This is a genomic window from Pseudoalteromonas piscicida, from assembly GCF_002208135.1.
Lineage (GTDB): Bacteria > Pseudomonadota > Gammaproteobacteria > Enterobacterales > Alteromonadaceae > Pseudoalteromonas > Pseudoalteromonas piscicida_A.
The window spans coordinates 653,189-671,162 of record NZ_CP021646.1; the positions used below are offsets into that span (position 1 = coordinate 653,189).

13 protein-coding genes, 1 other RNA gene and 2 pseudogenes are annotated in these 17,974 nt (G+C 43.2%); 9 read left to right on the forward strand and 7 right to left on the reverse strand.

Features of this window, described 5'->3' with window-relative positions; all coding sequences use genetic code 11:
• The first annotated feature begins 289 nt into the window (after nt 1-289).
• Nucleotides 290-598, forward strand: coding sequence for a helix-turn-helix domain-containing protein (locus B1L02_RS03105; protein WP_088529878.1), 309 nt, complete (start codon nt 290-292; stop codon nt 596-598).
• Nucleotides 599-679: 81 nt separating this feature from the next.
• Here B1L02_RS03105 and yacG read toward each other — a convergent pair whose 3' ends face one another.
• Nucleotides 680-922, reverse strand: coding sequence for a DNA gyrase inhibitor YacG (gene yacG / locus B1L02_RS03110; RefSeq protein ID WP_026000869.1), 243 nt, complete (start codon nt 920-922; stop codon nt 680-682).
• 154 nt (nt 923-1,076) lie between these two features.
• Here yacG and B1L02_RS24205 point away from each other — a divergent pair, with 154 nt between their 5' ends.
• The 4 genes and pseudogenes from B1L02_RS24205 (at nt 1,077) to B1L02_RS03120 (ending at nt 3,933) form a co-directional block, all read left to right on the forward strand.
• Complete coding sequence (locus tag B1L02_RS24205; protein ID WP_232003131.1) at nt 1,077-1,904, forward strand: GAF domain-containing protein; 828 nt, start codon at nt 1,077-1,079, stop codon at nt 1,902-1,904.
• Nucleotides 1,905-2,068: 164 nt separating this feature from the next.
• A pseudogene (locus B1L02_RS24210) lies at nt 2,069-2,871 on the forward strand (histidine kinase); the annotation flags it as partial.
• 12 nt (nt 2,872-2,883) lie between these two features.
• Complete coding sequence (locus B1L02_RS24215; RefSeq protein WP_232003176.1) at nt 2,884-3,405, forward strand: sensor histidine kinase; 522 nt, start codon at nt 2,884-2,886, stop codon at nt 3,403-3,405.
• Between the two features lie 78 nt (nt 3,406-3,483).
• The gene (locus B1L02_RS03120; RefSeq protein WP_088529879.1) at nt 3,484-3,933 is read left to right on the forward strand and encodes a response regulator; all 450 of its coding nucleotides are present in this window, start codon (nt 3,484-3,486) and stop codon (nt 3,931-3,933) included.
• A gap of 52 nt (nt 3,934-3,985) precedes the next feature.
• Here B1L02_RS03120 and B1L02_RS03125 read toward each other — a convergent pair whose 3' ends face one another.
• The 4 genes and pseudogenes from B1L02_RS03125 to rapA form a co-directional block, all read right to left on the reverse strand.
• A complete protein-coding gene (locus B1L02_RS03125) occupies nt 3,986-5,344 on the reverse strand; it encodes an L-cystine transporter (protein WP_088529880.1) in 1,359 nt (452 codons plus the stop codon).
• A gap of 416 nt (nt 5,345-5,760) precedes the next feature.
• Nucleotides 5,761-5,943: non-coding RNA, 6S RNA (gene ssrS / locus B1L02_RS03130), on the reverse strand.
• A 396-nt stretch (nt 5,944-6,339) separates the two neighbouring features.
• Nucleotides 6,340-6,992, reverse strand: a pseudogene (gene rluA / locus B1L02_RS03135) (bifunctional tRNA pseudouridine(32) synthase/23S rRNA pseudouridine(746) synthase RluA).
• Between the two features lie 103 nt (nt 6,993-7,095).
• A complete protein-coding gene (gene rapA / locus B1L02_RS03140) occupies nt 7,096-9,993 on the reverse strand; it encodes an RNA polymerase-associated protein RapA (RefSeq protein WP_088529882.1) in 2,898 nt (965 codons plus the stop codon).
• On the opposite strand from rapA, the gene B1L02_RS03145 reads away from it, so the two are divergent.
• From B1L02_RS03145 to B1L02_RS03160, 4 genes are all read left to right on the forward strand, one after another.
• Nucleotides 9,992-10,129, forward strand: coding sequence for a hypothetical protein (locus B1L02_RS03145; RefSeq protein ID WP_223191938.1), 138 nt, complete (start codon nt 9,992-9,994; stop codon nt 10,127-10,129). The two genes, rapA and B1L02_RS03145, sit on opposite strands and share 2 nt — an antisense overlap.
• A 158-nt stretch (nt 10,130-10,287) precedes the next feature.
• On the forward strand, nt 10,288-11,688 hold the full coding sequence (locus B1L02_RS03150) for a PhoH family protein (protein ID WP_088529883.1): 1,401 nt from the start codon (nt 10,288-10,290) through the stop codon (nt 11,686-11,688).
• 68 nt (nt 11,689-11,756) lie between these two features.
• Nucleotides 11,757-15,452, forward strand: a complete 3,696-nt coding sequence (locus B1L02_RS03155; RefSeq protein WP_088529884.1) for a hybrid sensor histidine kinase/response regulator — start codon at nt 11,757-11,759, stop codon at nt 15,450-15,452.
• A gap of 9 nt (nt 15,453-15,461) precedes the next feature.
• Nucleotides 15,462-16,364 carry a diguanylate cyclase domain-containing protein gene (locus B1L02_RS03160; protein ID WP_088529885.1) on the forward strand — a complete coding sequence of 301 codons (903 nt, stop codon included), beginning with the start codon at nt 15,462-15,464 and terminating at the stop codon, nt 16,362-16,364.
• Between the two features lie 67 nt (nt 16,365-16,431).
• Here the strand turns inward: B1L02_RS03160 and B1L02_RS03165 are convergent, their stop codons facing one another.
• Nucleotides 16,432-16,812 carry a DUF3192 domain-containing protein gene (locus B1L02_RS03165; RefSeq protein WP_088529886.1) on the reverse strand — a complete coding sequence of 127 codons (381 nt, stop codon included), beginning with the start codon at nt 16,810-16,812 and terminating at the stop codon, nt 16,432-16,434.
• Between the two features lie 197 nt (nt 16,813-17,009).
• Nucleotides 17,010-17,957 (reverse strand): D-2-hydroxyacid dehydrogenase, encoded by a 948-nt coding sequence (locus B1L02_RS03170; RefSeq protein WP_088529887.1) that lies wholly within the window; start codon nt 17,955-17,957, stop codon nt 17,010-17,012.
• Nucleotides 17,958-17,974: the final 17 nt, after the last annotated feature.

Here is a 17,974-nt window from a genome sequence, read left to right on the forward strand (position 1 = left end):
TACTCCAGATTGATATAAAGAATCGACCTCTCGGAATCACCGTATAAAATAGTACAACAGCTTGTACTGGTTTGAGTTACATGTTGATAACATGTTTGCGTTGTGATATTTTTCGATTGAGAGTGTATCTTGCAAGTCTGCGGACAACTCTTTGAAATTTGAAATAGTGTTGAATTGAAAAATTCTTAATTTACGCGCACAAACTTTCCAATAACTTTTGTTTTCGTCAGAGTAACTAAGGGTATTTTTTGTTGTTGGCTGTTTGTAACTAGGTATCACTGAGGAAGACATGCAGACACCTGAAGAATACGAGGTGACACTTAGGATCCGAGAACTGCTAAAAGAACTCAAAAAGCGTAAAGGCTATACTAAAAAAACCATTAGCCAAAAGCTCGGAATAGGTCTCACCACATTAGACGACTACCTTAACGGAACAAGCTCATTTCGCTTAGGTACCTTAATTAAATTGTCGGAAATTTGCCGGATCCAATTGAGCGATATTTTGGAAGGGGCGGGACACATTGCTAAAACCTATCAAAATGAGGTAAGAAGTACAGAGCAAAAGGCGGAACAAGAACAAACGGAAATAGAGCGCTAGTAAAAGCTGCCGAGTTTGAATTATTTGTTTTGTCAAACAAGCGGCTACAGAGAGAAAGGCCGAAGAAATCGGCCCGCTGGTTTATTCTTTAAAAAAACTATCGTCGTTTTTTGCCAGCATAGCTTCTATATCTTCAATTAGACTTTCCGCATCTTGAGGCGTGAGTTCACCGCTTTTCATTGGTGTAGAAATCGTATTCGATTCGTCAGACCAATCACCTAAATCAATTAATTGACAGCGTTTTGAGCAAAACGGGCGAAATGGACTTTTATCCGACCATTCAACAGCCTGCTGGCAGGTTGGGCACTTTACAGTAGTTGTCATAATACACTTACTTTTTACTTCCTAATTGTACAAGTCTAATCGCATTTAATTGCTTTGTGAACCGAGTGCTTATGACTCTGTTGCTTGCATACTAGGTAGGGATCCATGATAGGATGGTACTGCAAGGTAAGTTAAGGAAAAAGGTGTACAAACGGTGGAGAAGTTCGAAGCAACGTTAGACAACTGTCATAAAGAACCAATTCATATCCCAGGTTCAATTCAGCCGCATGGCTATTTATTGCTATTCGACACTAACACATTAATATTACGCTACTTTAGTGAAAACTTTGCAGCACTCGTCGGCCTTGAACCCAGCGCTTTAGTCAACACTCATGCTGAAACGATTTTTGAGTCTCCTTTTTTTGAGTTGTTAGTGAGTAATGCTAACTCCTCTGATATCCATCGTTTGAATCCGATGACAGCCAGCATAAAAACCAAGGATTCAAAATGCGTTGAATTCTCCGTGGTAGCTTGTCAAAACGAAGCTGGGCTCATTTTAGAGCTTGAGCCAAACACGGTGCAAGGCGCTGAGATCAATCATTCAATGCAATACCTTATGAAGCACTCCCTGTCTAGTATGGTTGATTCTCACTCTTTACAAGCTTCGTTCGAGATGGCTGTGGAGGAAATTAGAGAGTTAACGCAGTTTGACAGGGTGATGCTGTATAAATTTGACCATGAGTATAATGGTGAGGTGATTGCAGAAGCAAGGCGCAATGGACTTAACTCTTTTTTACATCAACATTTCCCCGAGTCTGATATTCCAAAACAAGCAAGGGCGCTGTATCTAAGGAATCCGATCCGCTTGCTTGCCGATGTTGATAGTGAAAATTCACAGCTTTATCCGCAAGATAAGGCAATTGATTTAAGCGCCTGCATTTTACGTAGTGTTTCGCCCATTCACTGCCAATATTTACGCAATATGGGCGTTCAGGCAACCATGTCCATTAGTATTATTGTCGCGGGCAAGTTGTGGGGTTGATTGCCTGTCATCACTATGAAAAGCATGTGGTTCCATTTAACGTCCGTGAAGTCGCTCAATATATGGGGTTGATGCTATCTTATTTAATTTCTCTAAAAACTTCGTCTTTAGAAGCAATGGCAGAAGCCAATGCACTGACCTTAAGCTCTTCTGTCACTGAACGCATGGCAAAAGAAGTCTTTTTTGTGGATGGCCTGCGGTACGAATCTGCTGCATTACAAGAGATGATGAAAGCTACGGGCGTCGCGTGGCGTGTTGAAAATGATTTGGAGTGCTACGGCCAAACTCCCGCAAAAGCGGATATTGAAACCATTTACCAATGGCTTGCTGAGCATCAACTTGGAGATGACTCTATTTTTTATTGCCATAGTTTAGGTGAGCTCAACGAGTCATTTAAGACGTTTGCTAAAACCGCGAGTGGGGTGTTAATGATGCCACTTTCTGCGGATGCGAATCACTTTATCATGTGGTTTAGAAAGGAAGTTATCCAAACTAAAAACTGGGGGGGAAGCCTGAAAAATCTATTGAGTTTTTGGATGATGGTAGCCACCGTTTAATGCCGCGTAGCTCATTTAAACTGTGGGTTGAGAATGTGAAATGTAAATCTCACCCGTGGACGGAAGCCGAAGTAAGTTGTGCATTGAAGTTTCGTAATACCTTGGTTAATTATGTGTTGGCTAAATCAGAACGATATAAAAAGCTCAATGCAATTTTAGAACAAAAAGTCACCAAGCGTACCGAAGCCTTAGAAAATGAGATCACTTCGCGCCGTACTGCCGAGCAGTTACTGACGATAGCACTTGAAAAAGCACATGAGTCGAATCAAGAACTGGAGCGTTTTGCCTTTTTAGCGTCTCATGATTTGCAAGAGCCGCTTAGAAAAATCCAAATGTTTGGCGATCGGATCCAATGTTCAACTGAGGGGCTTAGTGAAAAACATACCTCCTACCTTAAACGAATGATGGACTCTGCAGAGCGAATGCAAAAGTTGATTAAAGGATTACTGAGCTTTTCACGGATTGACCGCAAAGGCGAGTCATTTAAATCATTTAATGGCGATAATGCGTTAGCTGAAACCTTACTGGATCTTGAGTTAGTTATTAAAGAATCAAACGCACAAGTGGATACCACTGGGCTTGGTGATGTATTTGGAGACCGCAGGCAGTTGCAACGAGTGCTGCTAAACTTAATCAATAACGGGATTAAATTTAGTGCGCCAGATAGGGCACCACGGGTCTCAATTAGCAGCGAACGAAAAGAAAATGAACTGATCATTGCCGTTAAGGATAACGGGATTGGCTTTGATCCTGAATTTAGTGAGCAGATCTTCAATCTTTTTGAAAGGTTACACGGCCGTAGTGCATATGCCGGTACCGGGCTTGGACTTGCTATTTGTAAAAAAATTGTCGAACGACATCATGGTCGCATATGGGTCGAGACGGAAGTGGGGCAAGGCTCTACCTTCTATTTTAGCTTGCCAATTTCAGCGCAAGAGATTTAAATTAGCTGTAGAGCCATTGATGCGGTTCTGATATCAGCATACAAACTCGAGGTTAATGCGAGTTTAAGGAGAGAGCGTATGGTCCATCCTCATGATTTAATTAAACAGCTTCACTCTGTGAACTATATCTTGGTTGCAGATGATGATTTCGACGACCAAGAATTAATCCGTGACGCATTTGAAGACAATGGGGTGATGGATACTAAATTACAATTTGTATGTGACGGCGTTGAGTTGATTGAGAAACTCAATAGTACCGAATTATTACCTAGCCTTATTATCCTTGATTTAAATATGCCACGAAAAAGCGGTAAAGATGTATTGGCTGAGGTGCGTGGGGCTGCAAACCTTAAGCATATTCCGGTTATTATGTTCAGTACTTCGGACTCAGAGTTAGATATCAAACAGTGTTACTTGTTAGGGGCAAATTCTTATATGACCAAACCGTCCCAATACCACGAGCTGGTGGATTCAATGAAGTCCTTACTGTCTTTTTGGCTTGGTACTGCGAAGCTTGTGATTGATTGAAAGTGAGATTAAGGGCCAGAATGGACTAACTGACCCTTTAAGCTGCGTAGCACTATATTGCTTCGTTAGTATTTTTTTGCTTTAACAAGCGACTTGTCACTGTACCTGCGGTCATTGAACCCGATACATTGAGCGCTGTTCTTGCCATGTCAATTAATGGCTCAATAGAAATAAGTAGCGCTGCAATCGTCACTGGTAGTCCCATCGCAGGCAACACCACCAGCGCCGCGAAAGTGGCACCACCTCCAACACCCGCAATACCAAACGAGCTAATTGCTACCATAGCCACTAAAGAGACAATAAAGTCGAGTGCGAACGGATCTATCCCTACGGTTGGCGCAACCATCACAGCAAGCATTGCTGGATAAATGCCAGCGCAACCATTTTGTCCGATTGTCGCACCAAACGATGCTGAAAGATTTGCGATCGCAGGGGGGACATTAAGCTTGTGGATCTGCGCTTCAACGTTCAGTGGAATGGTTGCCGCTGAGCTTCGTGAGGTGAATGCAAAGGTCAAAACGGGCCAAATTTTTTGGAAGAAATGTTTTGGGTTTTCACCAACTAAAGTAACTAACAAGCCATGCACCACAAACATCAGTAAAATAGCAACGTAAGAGGCAATAATAAAACCGAGTAAGCTAATAATATCAGCCATGCTTGATGTGGCGATCACTTTGGCCATCAAGCCAGCGACACCATAAGGCGTAAGGGCGATGATCATACGTACTAATCTTAGTACCACGGCCTGTGCGCCTTCTACCGCATTTTTTATTGGGCTACTTAAGTCCGACTCTTCCAAAATGGCTTTACGAGCGGCAATACCCGTTAACACGCCAAAGATCACCACGGCAATAATCGAGGTAGAGCGCTCGCCAGTTAAATCTGCAAACGGATTGGTTGGTACAAAGCTAAGCAGCATTTGTGGAATGGTTAAATCGGCAACGGTTGTTGCTCGTTCTTCAAGTACCGCTATTCTGGCAGTTTCGCGTGCGCCTTCAACCAAGCCTTGTGCGCTTAAGCCAAACGCTTGAGTGATAAAAATACCAATGAGCGCCGCAATAGCAGTGGTAAAAACTAAAATTGCGATGGTGACAAACGAGATCTTTCCAAGCGAGCCTTGATTATCTAACTTTACAACCGCGGCAATCATAGAAACTAAGACCAATGGCATAATGACCATTTTGAGAAGATTGACATAGCCGCTACCAACAATCGCAACCCAATCTAGTACAGTCTGCTTAGTGCTCAAGTCACCTGAGAAAACAAATTGTAGTGCGAGTCCGAATAGACTACCCGCAACTAAGCCTAATAATACCGTTCGTGACAGGGTTTCGGAGCGCTGTTGAAAGCGGTAAAGACCGAAAAGTATGGCAATAAAAACCGCCAGCGCGGCGATAACAGCAAAAGACATCAGAATACCTTTCGAAATATATGAAAATAACGCGCTACTATAGAGGTTTTGACGATTGGGCTAAAATATTCTTTGACTATGGAATAGAACAAAAGGTTATCAATAAAAATGAAAGTTTTTAATGGTCTTTCCAATCATATAAAGATGTCTTGTGGTGAGTTGGTACTAACTCATAGTAATTAAAAACACTGAGATATGAGCTTAGCTAATAATCTTTCGTAGCAGCGAGTTTATCTCGCGACGCTTTTCTAGAGTTTATCTCGCAACTCTTTTCTAGCGTTTATCTCGCGATTTCTTTTGCTTTGCGACGTTAACCGTGTAGCCGTTTTTATAGTATGGAATTGGACATGTGGTTTATTGAATATGTGTACAAGCGAGTTAGTTCTAAGGTAATGACAAGTGTGTAGTGGAAAAGATTGTTCCCCGGCTTCGCGGATGCCGATGTCAGCCCTTGAACCCTGAGGTTCAAGGCGGAGAGCAACAGCCTACCGTAGGCTTCTCGGTACATGCCGAGCATGCTCAATAGTAAACAAACTGCTATCCTAAACGAAATTTATCGGCTCAGGGACTTAATCAGCTGTCCTACGAGCTAGGGAACAATTACAGTATATAAAACATCTGCCGATCACGAAACCATAGTAATGCAATTTATGTGTTAACCGCGTGCTTTTTACTCGCTTTGTTTAGTGACTAATCAAACGTTAATCTGAGCGTTAGCTGACAACGCTAAATTTGCTTAATTTTCGAAGGCCACAGTTTCTAACTAACAGAGTAAACGCTATTTAACCTGAGGTTTGGATAAGGAATGAGCTAACTCATTGTTTTTAAGCCCACATTAAATTATACCCTTATCTAGCCAGACAGTTTTGGGGATAACAAGGCGAATTTACGCACCAATAGCTGGCTATTGGAAGTGAATTCAACGCAGTTAGCGCTAAAATTGGCTGCTAGAAAGGCATTAATTATCTGAAGCTCAGGTTATTTAGCTCAGGTCACTAAAAAGGGATCGGAGCGGTAAAGGTCATCATCTCAGCAGTTGTTGGATGTGAAATTTGCAGCATCTCTGCATGCAACTGTAGACGTGAAGCCGCCGCTAACGCCTCTCCCGTAGCGTATAGTCTATCACCTAGGATAACGTGTCCAAGTGAAAGCATATGCACTCTGAGTTGATGAGAGCGTCCTGTGATGGGGGTTAGCTTAACGCGTGTTGCCTGCGCTTCATACTCCATGACTTCAAAATGCGTTAATGAAGGTTTTCCGGTCTCATGACAAACCATTTGCTTTGGGCGGTTAGGCCAATCACACACGAGTGGTAAATCAACAGAACCCGTTTGCAGCTGTAATTTACCATGAACCCGGGCGATATAATGCTTGTGGGTTAACCGGTCTTGAAACTGAATGCTCAGATGGCGATGCGCTGCTTTATTCATAGCAAGGCACAGTACGCCGGATGTTGCCATATCAAGGCGATGCACAATTCTGGCCGTAGGGTAGACAAAATTCACTCTGGCGATAGCGCTGTCCCAATGCTTTGGATCTTTACCAGGTACGGTGAGTAACCCGCTTGGCTTGTTGATCACCAACATATCTTCATCTTGGTACAAAATATCAAGATAGGGAGAAAGGGGGGAGCGTAATTTAGTAACACCAGCTGCCTCAGCATGAACAGAACGAAGCCGCGTATTATATATGAGTTGCTAAGTGAGCGGTAGCGAGAAAGAGAGCCGCAGCTCTCTTTCGATGTGCGAGATTTACTGGTTTGCAACCACAATTAAACGAATCGCATCCAATTTAAGCTGCGCTTTTTCAATGTGTGTGCTCAGCTCAGTTCTTTGTTTATCAAATACTTGAACTTCTTCGTCACGGATGTTCGGATTGATAGCTTTAAGAGCTTGCAAACGACCTTGCTCATCACCTAATTGCTTTTGCATTTTATCCATCGCACTGGCTTGAATGCTTTCAAGTTGAGTTTGTGCAATATCGCCAGCTTGAGTAATAAGCGGGTGAATAGCGCTTTGTAGCGCATTAACTAGCTTACTGCCGGTTTGTCTGCCAACGGCAGAAAGCTGTTGATTGAATGCATCAAACGCAACGTTCTGCGCTAAGTCATTGCCCCCTTTATCCATAAGAACACGAATTGGTGTCGGCGGTAAAAAGCGGCCTATCTGAAGAGACTTAGGCGCAGAAGCTTCTGCAACGAAGATCATTTCAACAAAGAAAGTACCGACAGGTAACTTGTTGTTTTTAAGTAGTGCCACTGACGCACAGCCAAAGTCATCGTTACAGATCATATCCATCACGCCGCTGACCATTGGGTGATCCCAGCTGATGAAATGCGCGTCTTCTTGTGACAGCGAGGTGTTACGGTCAAAAGTCACTGTGATGCCATCGTCTTTCAAACAAGGGAAAGAAGGATTTAGCATGTGCTCGGTCGGTTTGAGAATAATCGTATTCTCGCCTTTGTCTTCTTGGTTAACACCAAAAGTATCAAACACATTAATCATAAACGCAGGCAAAATTACGTCGTTATCAAGTGCTTCAAGTTCAGCAACGATATTATCTGTTTTACCTTGGCCACTTGAGTGAAGCTCAAGTAGGCGATCTCGACCTTGCTCCATCTTTGTGCGCAGCTGCGCATTTTCTTTTGCGGCTTGCTCCAATAGAGGATCTAATTCGTCTTCGTCACAGTTATGCTCGGCGATCAGCGCTAACAAATCATCAGAAAAAGACTTGTACAGCATTTGCCCCGTGGTGCTGGTGGTTTCGAACGCATCTAAGCCCTCGTGATACCAACGTAGCAATACTTCTTGTGCGGTACTTTCAAAGTAAGGCACGTGAATATTGATGTCGTGTTTTTGACCAATACGGTCAAGACGACCAATACGCTGTTCCAACAGATCTGGGTTAAGCGGCAGATCAAATAGCACCAAGTGATGTGAGAACTGGAAGTTGCGACCTTCTGACCCAATTTCAGAACAAAGTAATACTTGTGCGCTATCATATTCATCAGCAAAAAACGCTGCCGCGCGGTCGCGCTCAATGATAGACATGCCTTCGTGGAACACTGCGGCCTTAATCGCTTCGCGCTCACGTAACACTTGTTCAAGGCTGATTGCGGTTTCCGCTTTGGCACAAATAAGCAGTACTTTTTCGTGCTTTAACTCTTTTAATTTAGCAATCAACCACTCAACGCGCGGGTCAAACTGCGCCCAGCCGCTTCCTTCCCCTTCAAACTCCTGGAAGATTTTTTCTGGGAATAAAGCGCGCATGGCGTTAAATTCAAGACTTTGAATACCACCAATGTTACCCATTACCGACATTGCTGTTTTGTATTGCTTAGGTAAAGGTACAGGGTATTGATGTAACAAACGGCTTGGGTAGCCATCAATGCCACTACGGCTATTTCTAAATAGAATGCGGCCAGTACCATGACGGTCAAGTAGCATAGACAAGATTTCTGCTTTGGCGTCGCTATCGCCACTTTGTGCCTTTGCAAGTAACTCAGAAATATCGGTTTCTTTTAGCAGTGTACAAAGCGTTTGCTCTTCTTTTGCGTCTAGCTTTTTGTCTTGCAGTAGGTTATTAGCTGCTTCTGCGACCTCTTTATAATGACTTTCTTCTTCAACAAACGCGTCGTAGTCGTAGAAGCGGTCCGGATCGAGTAGCTGTAAACGTGCAAAGTGACTGCGGTGGCCAAGTTGATCCGGGGTTGCAGTCAATAAGATAAGTCCAGGAATGTCCTGAGAAAGCTCAGCAATACGTTGGTATTCAGTGCTTGGCTTTTCCTTTGTTACCGTCAGGTGATGTGCTTCATCGACAATCAGTAAGTCCCAATCGGCGAGTGTGGCTTGTTCAAACCAGCGACGCTTTTTGGTAATAAACTCTAGGCTAACCAGCACTAGCTGTTCTGTTTCGAATACATTAGGTGCATCAGCATAGGCTTCGCTACAACGTTCTTCGTCAAAAATCGAAAAGTGCAGGTTAAAGCGGCGTAGCATTTCTACTAACCATTGATGCTGTAAGTTCTCCGGAACCACAATCAATACTCGGTTGGCGCGACCAGAAAGAATTTGCTGGTGTAAAATCATGCCCGCTTCAATGGTTTTACCTAGGCCGACTTCATCAGACAGCAATACGCGAGGTGCAAAGCGCTTACCGACTTCATCGGCAATATAAAGCTGGTGCGGAATAAGGCTCGCACGCTGACCTATCAACCCTTTAAGGTGAGACTGTTCTTTATCAAACTGGTGTTGCCAAGTTTGATAGCGCAGTGTGTAGCGATCAAAACGGTCAATTTGGCCTGCAAATAGACGATCTTGAGGTTTATTAAACTTAAGAAAGTGATCAAGAAAGGTCTCTTTGAATGAAGTATCTTCTTCATTATCAACTCGAGTACCATGATAGCAAAATAGTCCATTTTGCTCTTCCACGCTGTCAACACGTAGTTCCCACTCTTCAACATGGCGGATCACATCGCCTGGGTTGAATACGACTCGAGTTACAGGGGCTTCCTGTACTGAGTAAACACGGTTTTCTCCGCTAGCGGGAAATAAAATAGTCACTTGACGCCCCTCAAGTGCCACTATTGTGCCCAATCCTAAATCTGACTCCGTATCACTGATCCAGCGCTGACCTAAGGAAAAATTCATGGTTATCTCGTCTATGCAGAAAAAAGGCGGCTATGTTACCTATTCATGTCGGTTTGTTCAATACACAACAGTGACTCAAGCCTTTATTTATCAAGCGCTGACGCTTTTTCTATTTAGTTGGCATGACAATCGCTAACTAGTTGTTTTTTATCAATATGCAAGTTGGATTTTCTACTGTCATAAAAGCGACTTTTGTGACAAATAGACTAAACTTGAACTATATCCAAAACATAATTAACCGCAGTGTTGTGTATTGGGTATAGCATAATAATCTGTAAACAACAGGAATGCGCTATGGTAAAACAAGACAAAGACCATAAAGTGTACGTGCTCGACACCAACGTACTTCTCCATGAACCGCTCGCTTATCTTTCCTTCCAAGAACACGATGTTGTCATTCCTATGACTGTCCTTGAAGAACTCGACCACATTAAAGATCGAAAGAGTGACGTGAGCCGAGACGCAAGAGTTGCAATTCGTGGGTTAGATGATGTGCTTCGCGATGCAACACCAGAGCAAATGTTAGAGGGGGTAGCGCTACCAACACTAAAGATTGAAAGTCATAGAACGCCCAGTTCAGGTAAATTGATTATTGTAAACGATCACCTGTTTCCTGATTCCATCTCAGGGTTACCCGGCAACGAAAATGATCACCGTATTATTAATTGTGCGGTACATTTGCAAACCCAGTACAGCGACAAAAAAGTGGTGCTGGTTACCAAAGACATCAATATGCGACTTAAAGCGAAAGGCGCTGGACTCAAGTATGTTGAAGACTATCGTACTGATCAGCTGATTGACGACATTGCGCTGTTGACCAGTGGCTTTAAAAAGGTTGAAGGCGACTTTTGGCAAAATGTCGGTGAGTGTCAAACGCAGCAGGAAGGGCGCTACACGGTTCATGATGTACCAAAATCGCTCGTACCCGATGTGTTCTGTAATGAATATCTAATAGACGACACGAATCACTTTGCAGCTCGGGTTGTGGGTTACGACTCTGAACATATACGATTAAAAGACTTAGGCGTTGAACGTTTGATGCACCGTCAAGCATGGGGAGTGAAACCGAAAAATATCAACCAAGGTATGGCGCTGGATGCATTACTTGATACGGACATTGAACTGGTGATACTTACCGGGCCTGCGGGATGCGGGAAAACCTTATTAGCGCTTGCTAGTGCCCTTGAAATGATCATCGAAAAAGGGATTTACGACAAGGTAATTGTGACGCGAAATACACCTGAAATTGCAGAGAGCATCGGCTTTTTACCCGGCACGGAAGAAGAAAAAATGGCCCCTTGGCTTGCGGCAATCACAGATACCTTAGAGGTGCTCCATAAACATGACGAAAGCCCTGTCACAAGCCGAAACTACATTATGGAGAAGGCAAATATTCAGTTTAAGTCAGTGAACTTTATGCGTGGCCGCAGTATTCAAAATGCGGTCGTTATTTTAGATGAGAGCCAAAACTTAACGGCATCACAGTTAAAAACCATCATCACTCGCTGTGGTGAAGGAACCAAACTAATTTGTACGGGAAACCTCGCTCAGATTGATAGTAATTATCTCACTCCTGTCACATCAGGGTTAACTTATATTGTCGAGCGCTTTAAAGACTTTGAAGGTAGCGCTACCATTAACTTAAACGGTGTAGTACGAAGCCGCTTGGCAAGTTTTGCTGAAGAAAATTTATAACTTGCCTTGAGCCGACTGGCTCGTTACTCTTTTGCTAACACTGTGTGCAAACGGGAACGAGCCAGTAAATGGATGCGACAAAAGAATTTTTACCACTAAAAAGTTACCGAAAGGGAATTTTAGTGGCGGTAATAATACCCATCCTACTTGTCCTCGTTTTAGCTTACCATCTCTATCAAATTAAACTCGAACGCCAGTACAAAGTTCGTTTTGGCCAATATCAATATGTTTCTCAGCAGCTAAAACAAGAGTTTTATGCTGCACATGTAGTCCTTGATAGCATTGCCGTTAATCTAGCGCAGCCTATTTCATTTCAAAAGCCACCAGAGTGGCTAGAAGACATAGAGCAACACCCTGAACACTACTATCATGCTTTACCAAACAATGGCGGAGAGATTGTTGGTCGTGGGCAAGTCAGTGAGGCACTTTTTGCCACTAAACGATGGCAAACCGTGTTGTCGCTTAATACCGCGTTTGATGCCGCGCTCGCGTTGCAAGGTGGATTGTATGCGGTCGCATACATAGAAGATGACGGCTTTGCGTATGTTAAGCGTCGAGAAGCCTCAAGCAGTCATTTCATAACGCGGCTAGTTCAAGGTAAGTTCGAACCCGACTTTAGTATAGGCAATATAGTCGTTGGTCCACCTGTGAAATTTTTCGACAGACAAATGTTTGCGCTCGGTAAGAAACTATCAACGGTGGATAACGCCCATGTATTGATGATCTACGATAGCGATATTATTGATAGGTGGTTGTTAAACATAGGCTCCCTAGACGGTACGATGGAATTTAAAAACCAAAGTGATGAGATTATCGCGGGGAAACGCTATGATCACGACCACGATGGGCTGGTAAATTCATCAGCACCTTGGCAGTACGGACTACACTTTATCGCTAAGCCCGCCAAAGAGCCTATCAGTTTAAACTATCATGAAAGCTATGAGCAGTTTGCCGCTCCACTACAGCGGGAAATCTTGCTCGAACTCGCACTATTACTGTTTTTTATTCTTTTTACCTTTGTGACTATTGTGTGGTTAAGCGGACAAATATTTGTCCGACCTTTAAAGCATTTTGTGAACTATTTATCTTTGCAAGAGCACACGCCACAAGCCACCTTAAACTACCCCATTCCCTCAGAATGGCAACCTTGGTTTATACAAATCAAGCAGGTGGTGGAGCAAAAATCGCGCTTGATGCATGCCCTTAAACAACATAATCAAGAACTAGATGACGAAATTAAGCGCAAACAACAGGCATTAAAACAAAGCTTTGAGGCAAAAGAGCGCCAAGCTGCTTTACTTAACGCTGTGCTTGACTCTGTGCCTGATATTATCTATTTCAAAAATATCGACGGTTCATTCATCGGTTGTAATCGCGCGTTCGAAGAGTTTATGGGGGTCGATAAGTCGGATTTGGTTGCGAAAACACAACCTGAAGTGACTTCCGGGTTAACCATACTACTTGAGCAAGAAGCGGCGATGGAACGCTCGCAAGAGCAGGTTGCAACTAACTTTGTCCTTGGGGCAAATACTTACTTTTTGACTATCACCCCATTAAAATCGGAAACCGGAAAGCTCATTGGTTGTTTGGGAGTTGCGAGAGATATTACCGCAGCACAAGAGGCGTATAATGCCCTAAGAGATTCTGAAGAAAACTTTAGGGCAGCGACTGAGTTTGCACCAAATGGTGTCATTTTGGCTGCGATCAGCGGTAAAATCTTGGAGATGAACAAGGCTGCCAAACGTTACTTGTCACTTGATAAGAATACGGGAGAAAAGCAGCTAGAGCGCTTGTTTGATGAGCAAAACTGGCAAGAGCTAAAGCCTGTTTTGGTAGGGCTTTTAAAAGAGCAAAAGAAAGTCGTTGAACACATGATCTCACAGTCGGGTAAGCACCGCTGGTTACAATTGAGTATTTCTTTAGTTTGGGATAAAAATAAGCGCCCTAAGTATTACGTGATCCATATTCAAAATATCACCGGTCTGTTGTTAGCAAAGCAAGATGCAGAGCGCGCAACGCTTGCCAAAAGCCGCTTTATCGCTAATATCAGTCATGAAATTAGAACGCCAATTAATGCCATTTTAGGTCTGGCGGATATGATCAAAAGTGAGGCGCTGAGTCGAGTTCAGAGTAAAAAGTTGCAGCAGCTTTCCGGGGCTGCTAATGAGCTGCTTACCATGCTCAACAGTATTTTAGAGTTTGCCAAAGTCGAAAGCCACCAAGGCACAATTCAATATGAGACATTTCAAACCTGCCATATATTTACCACGATAGAATCATTGATAAAGCCTTTGTGTATACAAAAAGGCTTGGAGTTTGAGTTACAGGTCGACCCCCAAGTTTGGCCGTATCTCTACAGTGATGAAGATAAGGTAAAGCAAATCTTGGTAAACCTGCTTGGCAACGCAGTAAAGTATACCAATCATGGCAAGGTTGGTTTGAGGGTGACGTTACTCGTTGATAGGGCTGCAAAACAAACCGTAAAGTTTGCCGTTTGGGACACTGGCGTTGGGATCAAGTCGCAAGAGATTGAGCATCTTTTTGATGCATTTACCCAAGGTGATGAAAGCTTCACACGTCGTCACGAAGGCATTGGTTTGGGGCTTGCGATTGTGAAGCAAGAAGTTGCACTTTTAGGTGGCGACATTGCGGTTAACTCAACCCCTAACGAAGGAAGCTGCTTTTTCTTTGAGTTGGTGCTAGATAAAGGCGCTTGCCCGGTTGTAGATAGTCACAAAGAAGTCTACTGTCTCACCACCGAAGCGCATAGCTTACCAAGCTATTTTGCGGGTCTCGCGGAGCCTTTATCTGTTGAGCGATTGCACGCGATGCATGCTCAGCTCGACAAGTCTATTGTTGTTATTCCGCCAGAAGCACCGCTTGAACCCGCATATTCTGTATCTGGCAATACTGCCTTACTACTACATTGTGAAGGGGAGTTCCCTGAGCGAAGTAACCATATTGCGCTCAATCAAAGTGTGTTTTACCAATCGGCTTACACTTGGCTTGCTGAATTTGCCCATATGACGCAAACCGTCGACAACGTGTGTATGCAAGTTGCTGGCGCGCTTTGTTTGGTGGTCGACGATAACAACTTAAATTTAGATATTACTGAGAATATGTTAAAACAAAACGGTATCTCTACCGTAGGGCTTCAAAGCGCTGAACATATTGAGGAAGTTTGCCGCTCGCTGCGACCGGATATCATCCTGATGGATATCCATATGCCAAACATCGATGGCTATCAAGCGACCAAGCAGATCAGGGAAGTATGGTCTGAAACTGAGCTACCTGTTATCGCCTTGACCGCCAATGCAAGCAAAGAAGAACGGGCGAAAGCCACAGCCGTTGGCATGAATGATTATTTGGTAAAACCAATTAATAGCACACAGGCGTGCAAGGCATTGGCAAGCAATATTTTTCAATCAGATAAAACAGAAGAAGCCTTTTTCGATTATGAGTTTGCTTTATCACAAATGATGCAAAATGAAACGTTTTTGCAAACAATGTTAGATAAATTTGCTAAACTTTGCCATGATTACCTAGAACAGGTTGCTGAAATAGAGCAAGGTTCAGCATTATTTGAATTAGCACATGGAATTAAGGGCGCTGCTGCAGGTCTGGGCTTTAAGCGACTGGCGAAAGTTGCAAAAGACCTTGAAACGCAAAGCAAAACGATCACAACAATAACAAATCGCACTGACTTGGATGTGTTAACAAATGCACTTTCACAGGTGGTGTGCTTTATCGAGCTAAAAAGGTAGCGTCATAAGATGCAGCAAGCTGAGCACATTTTTATTATTGATGATGACCCAATAAACAAAATGGTCCTAAGTAATACATTGGGTGAGGGTCATAGACTATCCCAAAGCACAGGCACTAAGTTTTGTATTGATGAACTCAAAGCGAGTAAACCAGACCTTATCATTTTAGATGTGTTAATGGCTGATGGCGCTGGTTTTTCTATTTTAGAATGCCTAAAGAGGGATGCGAGCACCTATGGTATTCCGGTTGTCGTGATCTCCGGTAGCGTGAGCTTTAAAGACGAAGCAAGAGGCTTGGAGTTAGGGGCGGTGGATTATATTACTAAACCCTTCAATCCCTTGATTGTAAAAGCCAGGATCAAAAACCATTTAGCGATAAAAAAGAAAAATGACCTGCTCGAAAAGCTGGCCTCTATCGATGGTTTGACGGAGTTGCCCAATCGTAGATATCTAGATGAAGCTATGAAATCAGCATTAGAGAGCGCGAAAATAGATGGCTGTGCGTTTACCGTTATGCTCGCTGAGGTAGATTATTTTAAAACGTTTAATGAGCACTATGGCTATATGCATGGTGATGATTGCTTATTTAAGGTAGCCAAAGCGCTAGAAGAAGCCGCAACAAGACGCTCTCTATTCATTGGCCGTTTTGATGGTACTCGTTTTGCGTTGGTGCTAACTCAGCATAATATCGATGTAATTAGTGAGATTGCCGAATCGCTACACAACTCAGTCAATGCGTTAAAAATCCCCCATATCGCCTCACCCATATGTGCCCATGTGAGCGTTAGCATTGGTGCGGTTCATATTGAAAATCACTGTAGTAATGAGCTAGCTGAACTGATAAAAGTGGCTGATACTGCCCTTGCCGCTGCACAAAAACAGCAAAGCATGGTATTTATTAAAGCATTATAAATATGGAAAGTCATATGTGGGACGAAAGCATATCCGCATTATTCACCATCCTTGGTGCGATAAAACCTTACTGAATTTGTTGTAGTGCGCTGTCACCAAAGCCAACCAGTAGGTTGTTTTTGAATACCAATGGCGTGCACTCATCTTTTGTCACTTTGCCGTCTGAGTGTTTGCTATTAGTTGCATAGTAAAGCACTTGATAGTTGTCGCCGTCTTTTGACACCAACTCACTAAAATCAGGTGTGGCAAACATGTCTTTTACTGATGAGTAAGATACACCCATTTCAAGGTTGGCAATCTTTTCACGATTTTTGCGCTGTTTATGTTCCCAGTTAGACGAGTTGTATTCAGAAGCCCAACCATGCTCTACTTCACCGTCGGATACAGCAACGATACAGCCCGATAATAGAGTAGAGCTAAGCGCAGCCACTAACATTAATTTTTTCATTGTTGTTTTCCTTTTTAATTTTGTTGCTGAGCAAATAATGCAAACAGCCATTTGTTTTTGCTTGAATTATCACAAGAGTTGCAAACTCTTTGCCAACTAATAAAGTTTATATATATCAGTTTGTTGTTGGTTTTTAACCAGTTCGTAGTTGAGGGTTTTCACTAACATTTAGCTATATTACCTACTAAAACAATAATCTAGACCACCCGGTTTCTCGTTGTCCCAGCCAAAAAATTTTCAATATTAATGGCAATTTCGCTGACTAAACGTTCGATGGCCTCTTTACTTGCCCATGCCGTATGCGGTGTCAAAAGCAAGTTCTCACCTTGGTATTGAACAAGTGGATTACTTGCTTGTGCCGGCTCTTGTGTGAGGACATCCACAGCAGCACCAGCTATTTGCTTGTTAGTTAGCGCATCCACCAACGCGTGTTCATTGACTATGCCGCCTCTTGCGGTGTTGATAAGATAAGCATGATTTGGAAGTAGGGCGAATTCAGCACTCGCAATCAGGTTTTCAGTTTCAGCGGTAAGCGGGCAGTGAATCGATACAATATCTGCAATTCGCAGTGCTTCTTCAAAAGCCATTCGTCCTGCTCTAATCTCAGTTACGCCTCTACGTTCGGCAACAATTACCTGAGCTCCAAATGCTTGTGCGACTTTTGCAACGGCTTCTCCTAACGTTCCATGGCCTACGATCACAAAGTTTTTGCCTGCAATTTCATTGATGCTGTAGTCCAAACGACAAAACATGTCACTTTGCTGCCAAAGGCCTGCATGGCAGTCTTGTTGATAACGATGGATATTTGTCATTAAGTTACCAAGCATAGTAAAGGTGTGCTGCACGACAGAAGGGGTTGAGTAACCAGCCACATTAGCCACCGCAACTTGATGGGCTTTTGCGGCTGCTAAGTCGATGTTATTTACGCCCGTGGCCGCGACACAAATCAGCTGTAATTGCGGTAACGCCGCTATTGTTTCTTCATTTAGTTTTACTTTATTGGTGATGATGATTGCCGCATCTTTACAGCGTGTGATGATGTCATCACTGGATGTGGTGTCGTAAGACGTTAATGTGCCTAGTTTGGCAATGGGGGAAAGATCGGTTCCTGCAAGTGTTTTAGCGTCTAATACCACGATTTGCATTATTTTTATCCTTTTCT

What these genes read in the sequence shown, in the direction of transcription:
- B1L02_RS03170 (WP_088529887.1), bottom strand. Translation starts at nt 17,957, where the DNA reads ATGCAAATCGTGGTATTAGACGCTAAAACACTTGCAGGAACCGATCTT.
- B1L02_RS03120 (WP_088529879.1), top strand. Translation starts at nt 3,484, where the DNA reads ATGGTCCATCCTCATGATTTAATTAAACAGCTTCACTCTGTGAACTAT.
- B1L02_RS03160 (WP_088529885.1), top strand. Translation starts at nt 15,462, where the DNA reads ATGCAGCAAGCTGAGCACATTTTTATTATTGATGATGACCCAATAAAC.
- rapA (WP_088529882.1), bottom strand. Translation starts at nt 9,993, where the DNA reads ATGAATTTTTCCTTAGGTCAGCGCTGGATCAGTGATACGGAGTCAGAT.
- B1L02_RS03150 (WP_088529883.1), top strand. Translation starts at nt 10,288, where the DNA reads ATGGTAAAACAAGACAAAGACCATAAAGTGTACGTGCTCGACACCAAC.
- B1L02_RS03155 (WP_088529884.1), top strand. Translation starts at nt 11,757, where the DNA reads ATGGATGCGACAAAAGAATTTTTACCACTAAAAAGTTACCGAAAGGGA.
- B1L02_RS03125 (WP_088529880.1), bottom strand. Translation starts at nt 5,344, where the DNA reads ATGTCTTTTGCTGTTATCGCCGCGCTGGCGGTTTTTATTGCCATACTT.
- B1L02_RS03105 (WP_088529878.1), top strand. Translation starts at nt 290, where the DNA reads ATGCAGACACCTGAAGAATACGAGGTGACACTTAGGATCCGAGAACTG.
- B1L02_RS03165 (WP_088529886.1), bottom strand. Translation starts at nt 16,812, where the DNA reads ATGAAAAAATTAATGTTAGTGGCTGCGCTTAGCTCTACTCTATTATCG.
- B1L02_RS24215 (WP_232003176.1), top strand. Translation starts at nt 2,884, where the DNA reads ATGCAAAAGTTGATTAAAGGATTACTGAGCTTTTCACGGATTGACCGC.
- B1L02_RS03145 (WP_223191938.1), top strand. Translation starts at nt 9,992, where the DNA reads ATGGTTATCTCGTCTATGCAGAAAAAAGGCGGCTATGTTACCTATTCA.
- yacG (WP_026000869.1), bottom strand. Translation starts at nt 922, where the DNA reads ATGACAACTACTGTAAAGTGCCCAACCTGCCAGCAGGCTGTTGAATGG.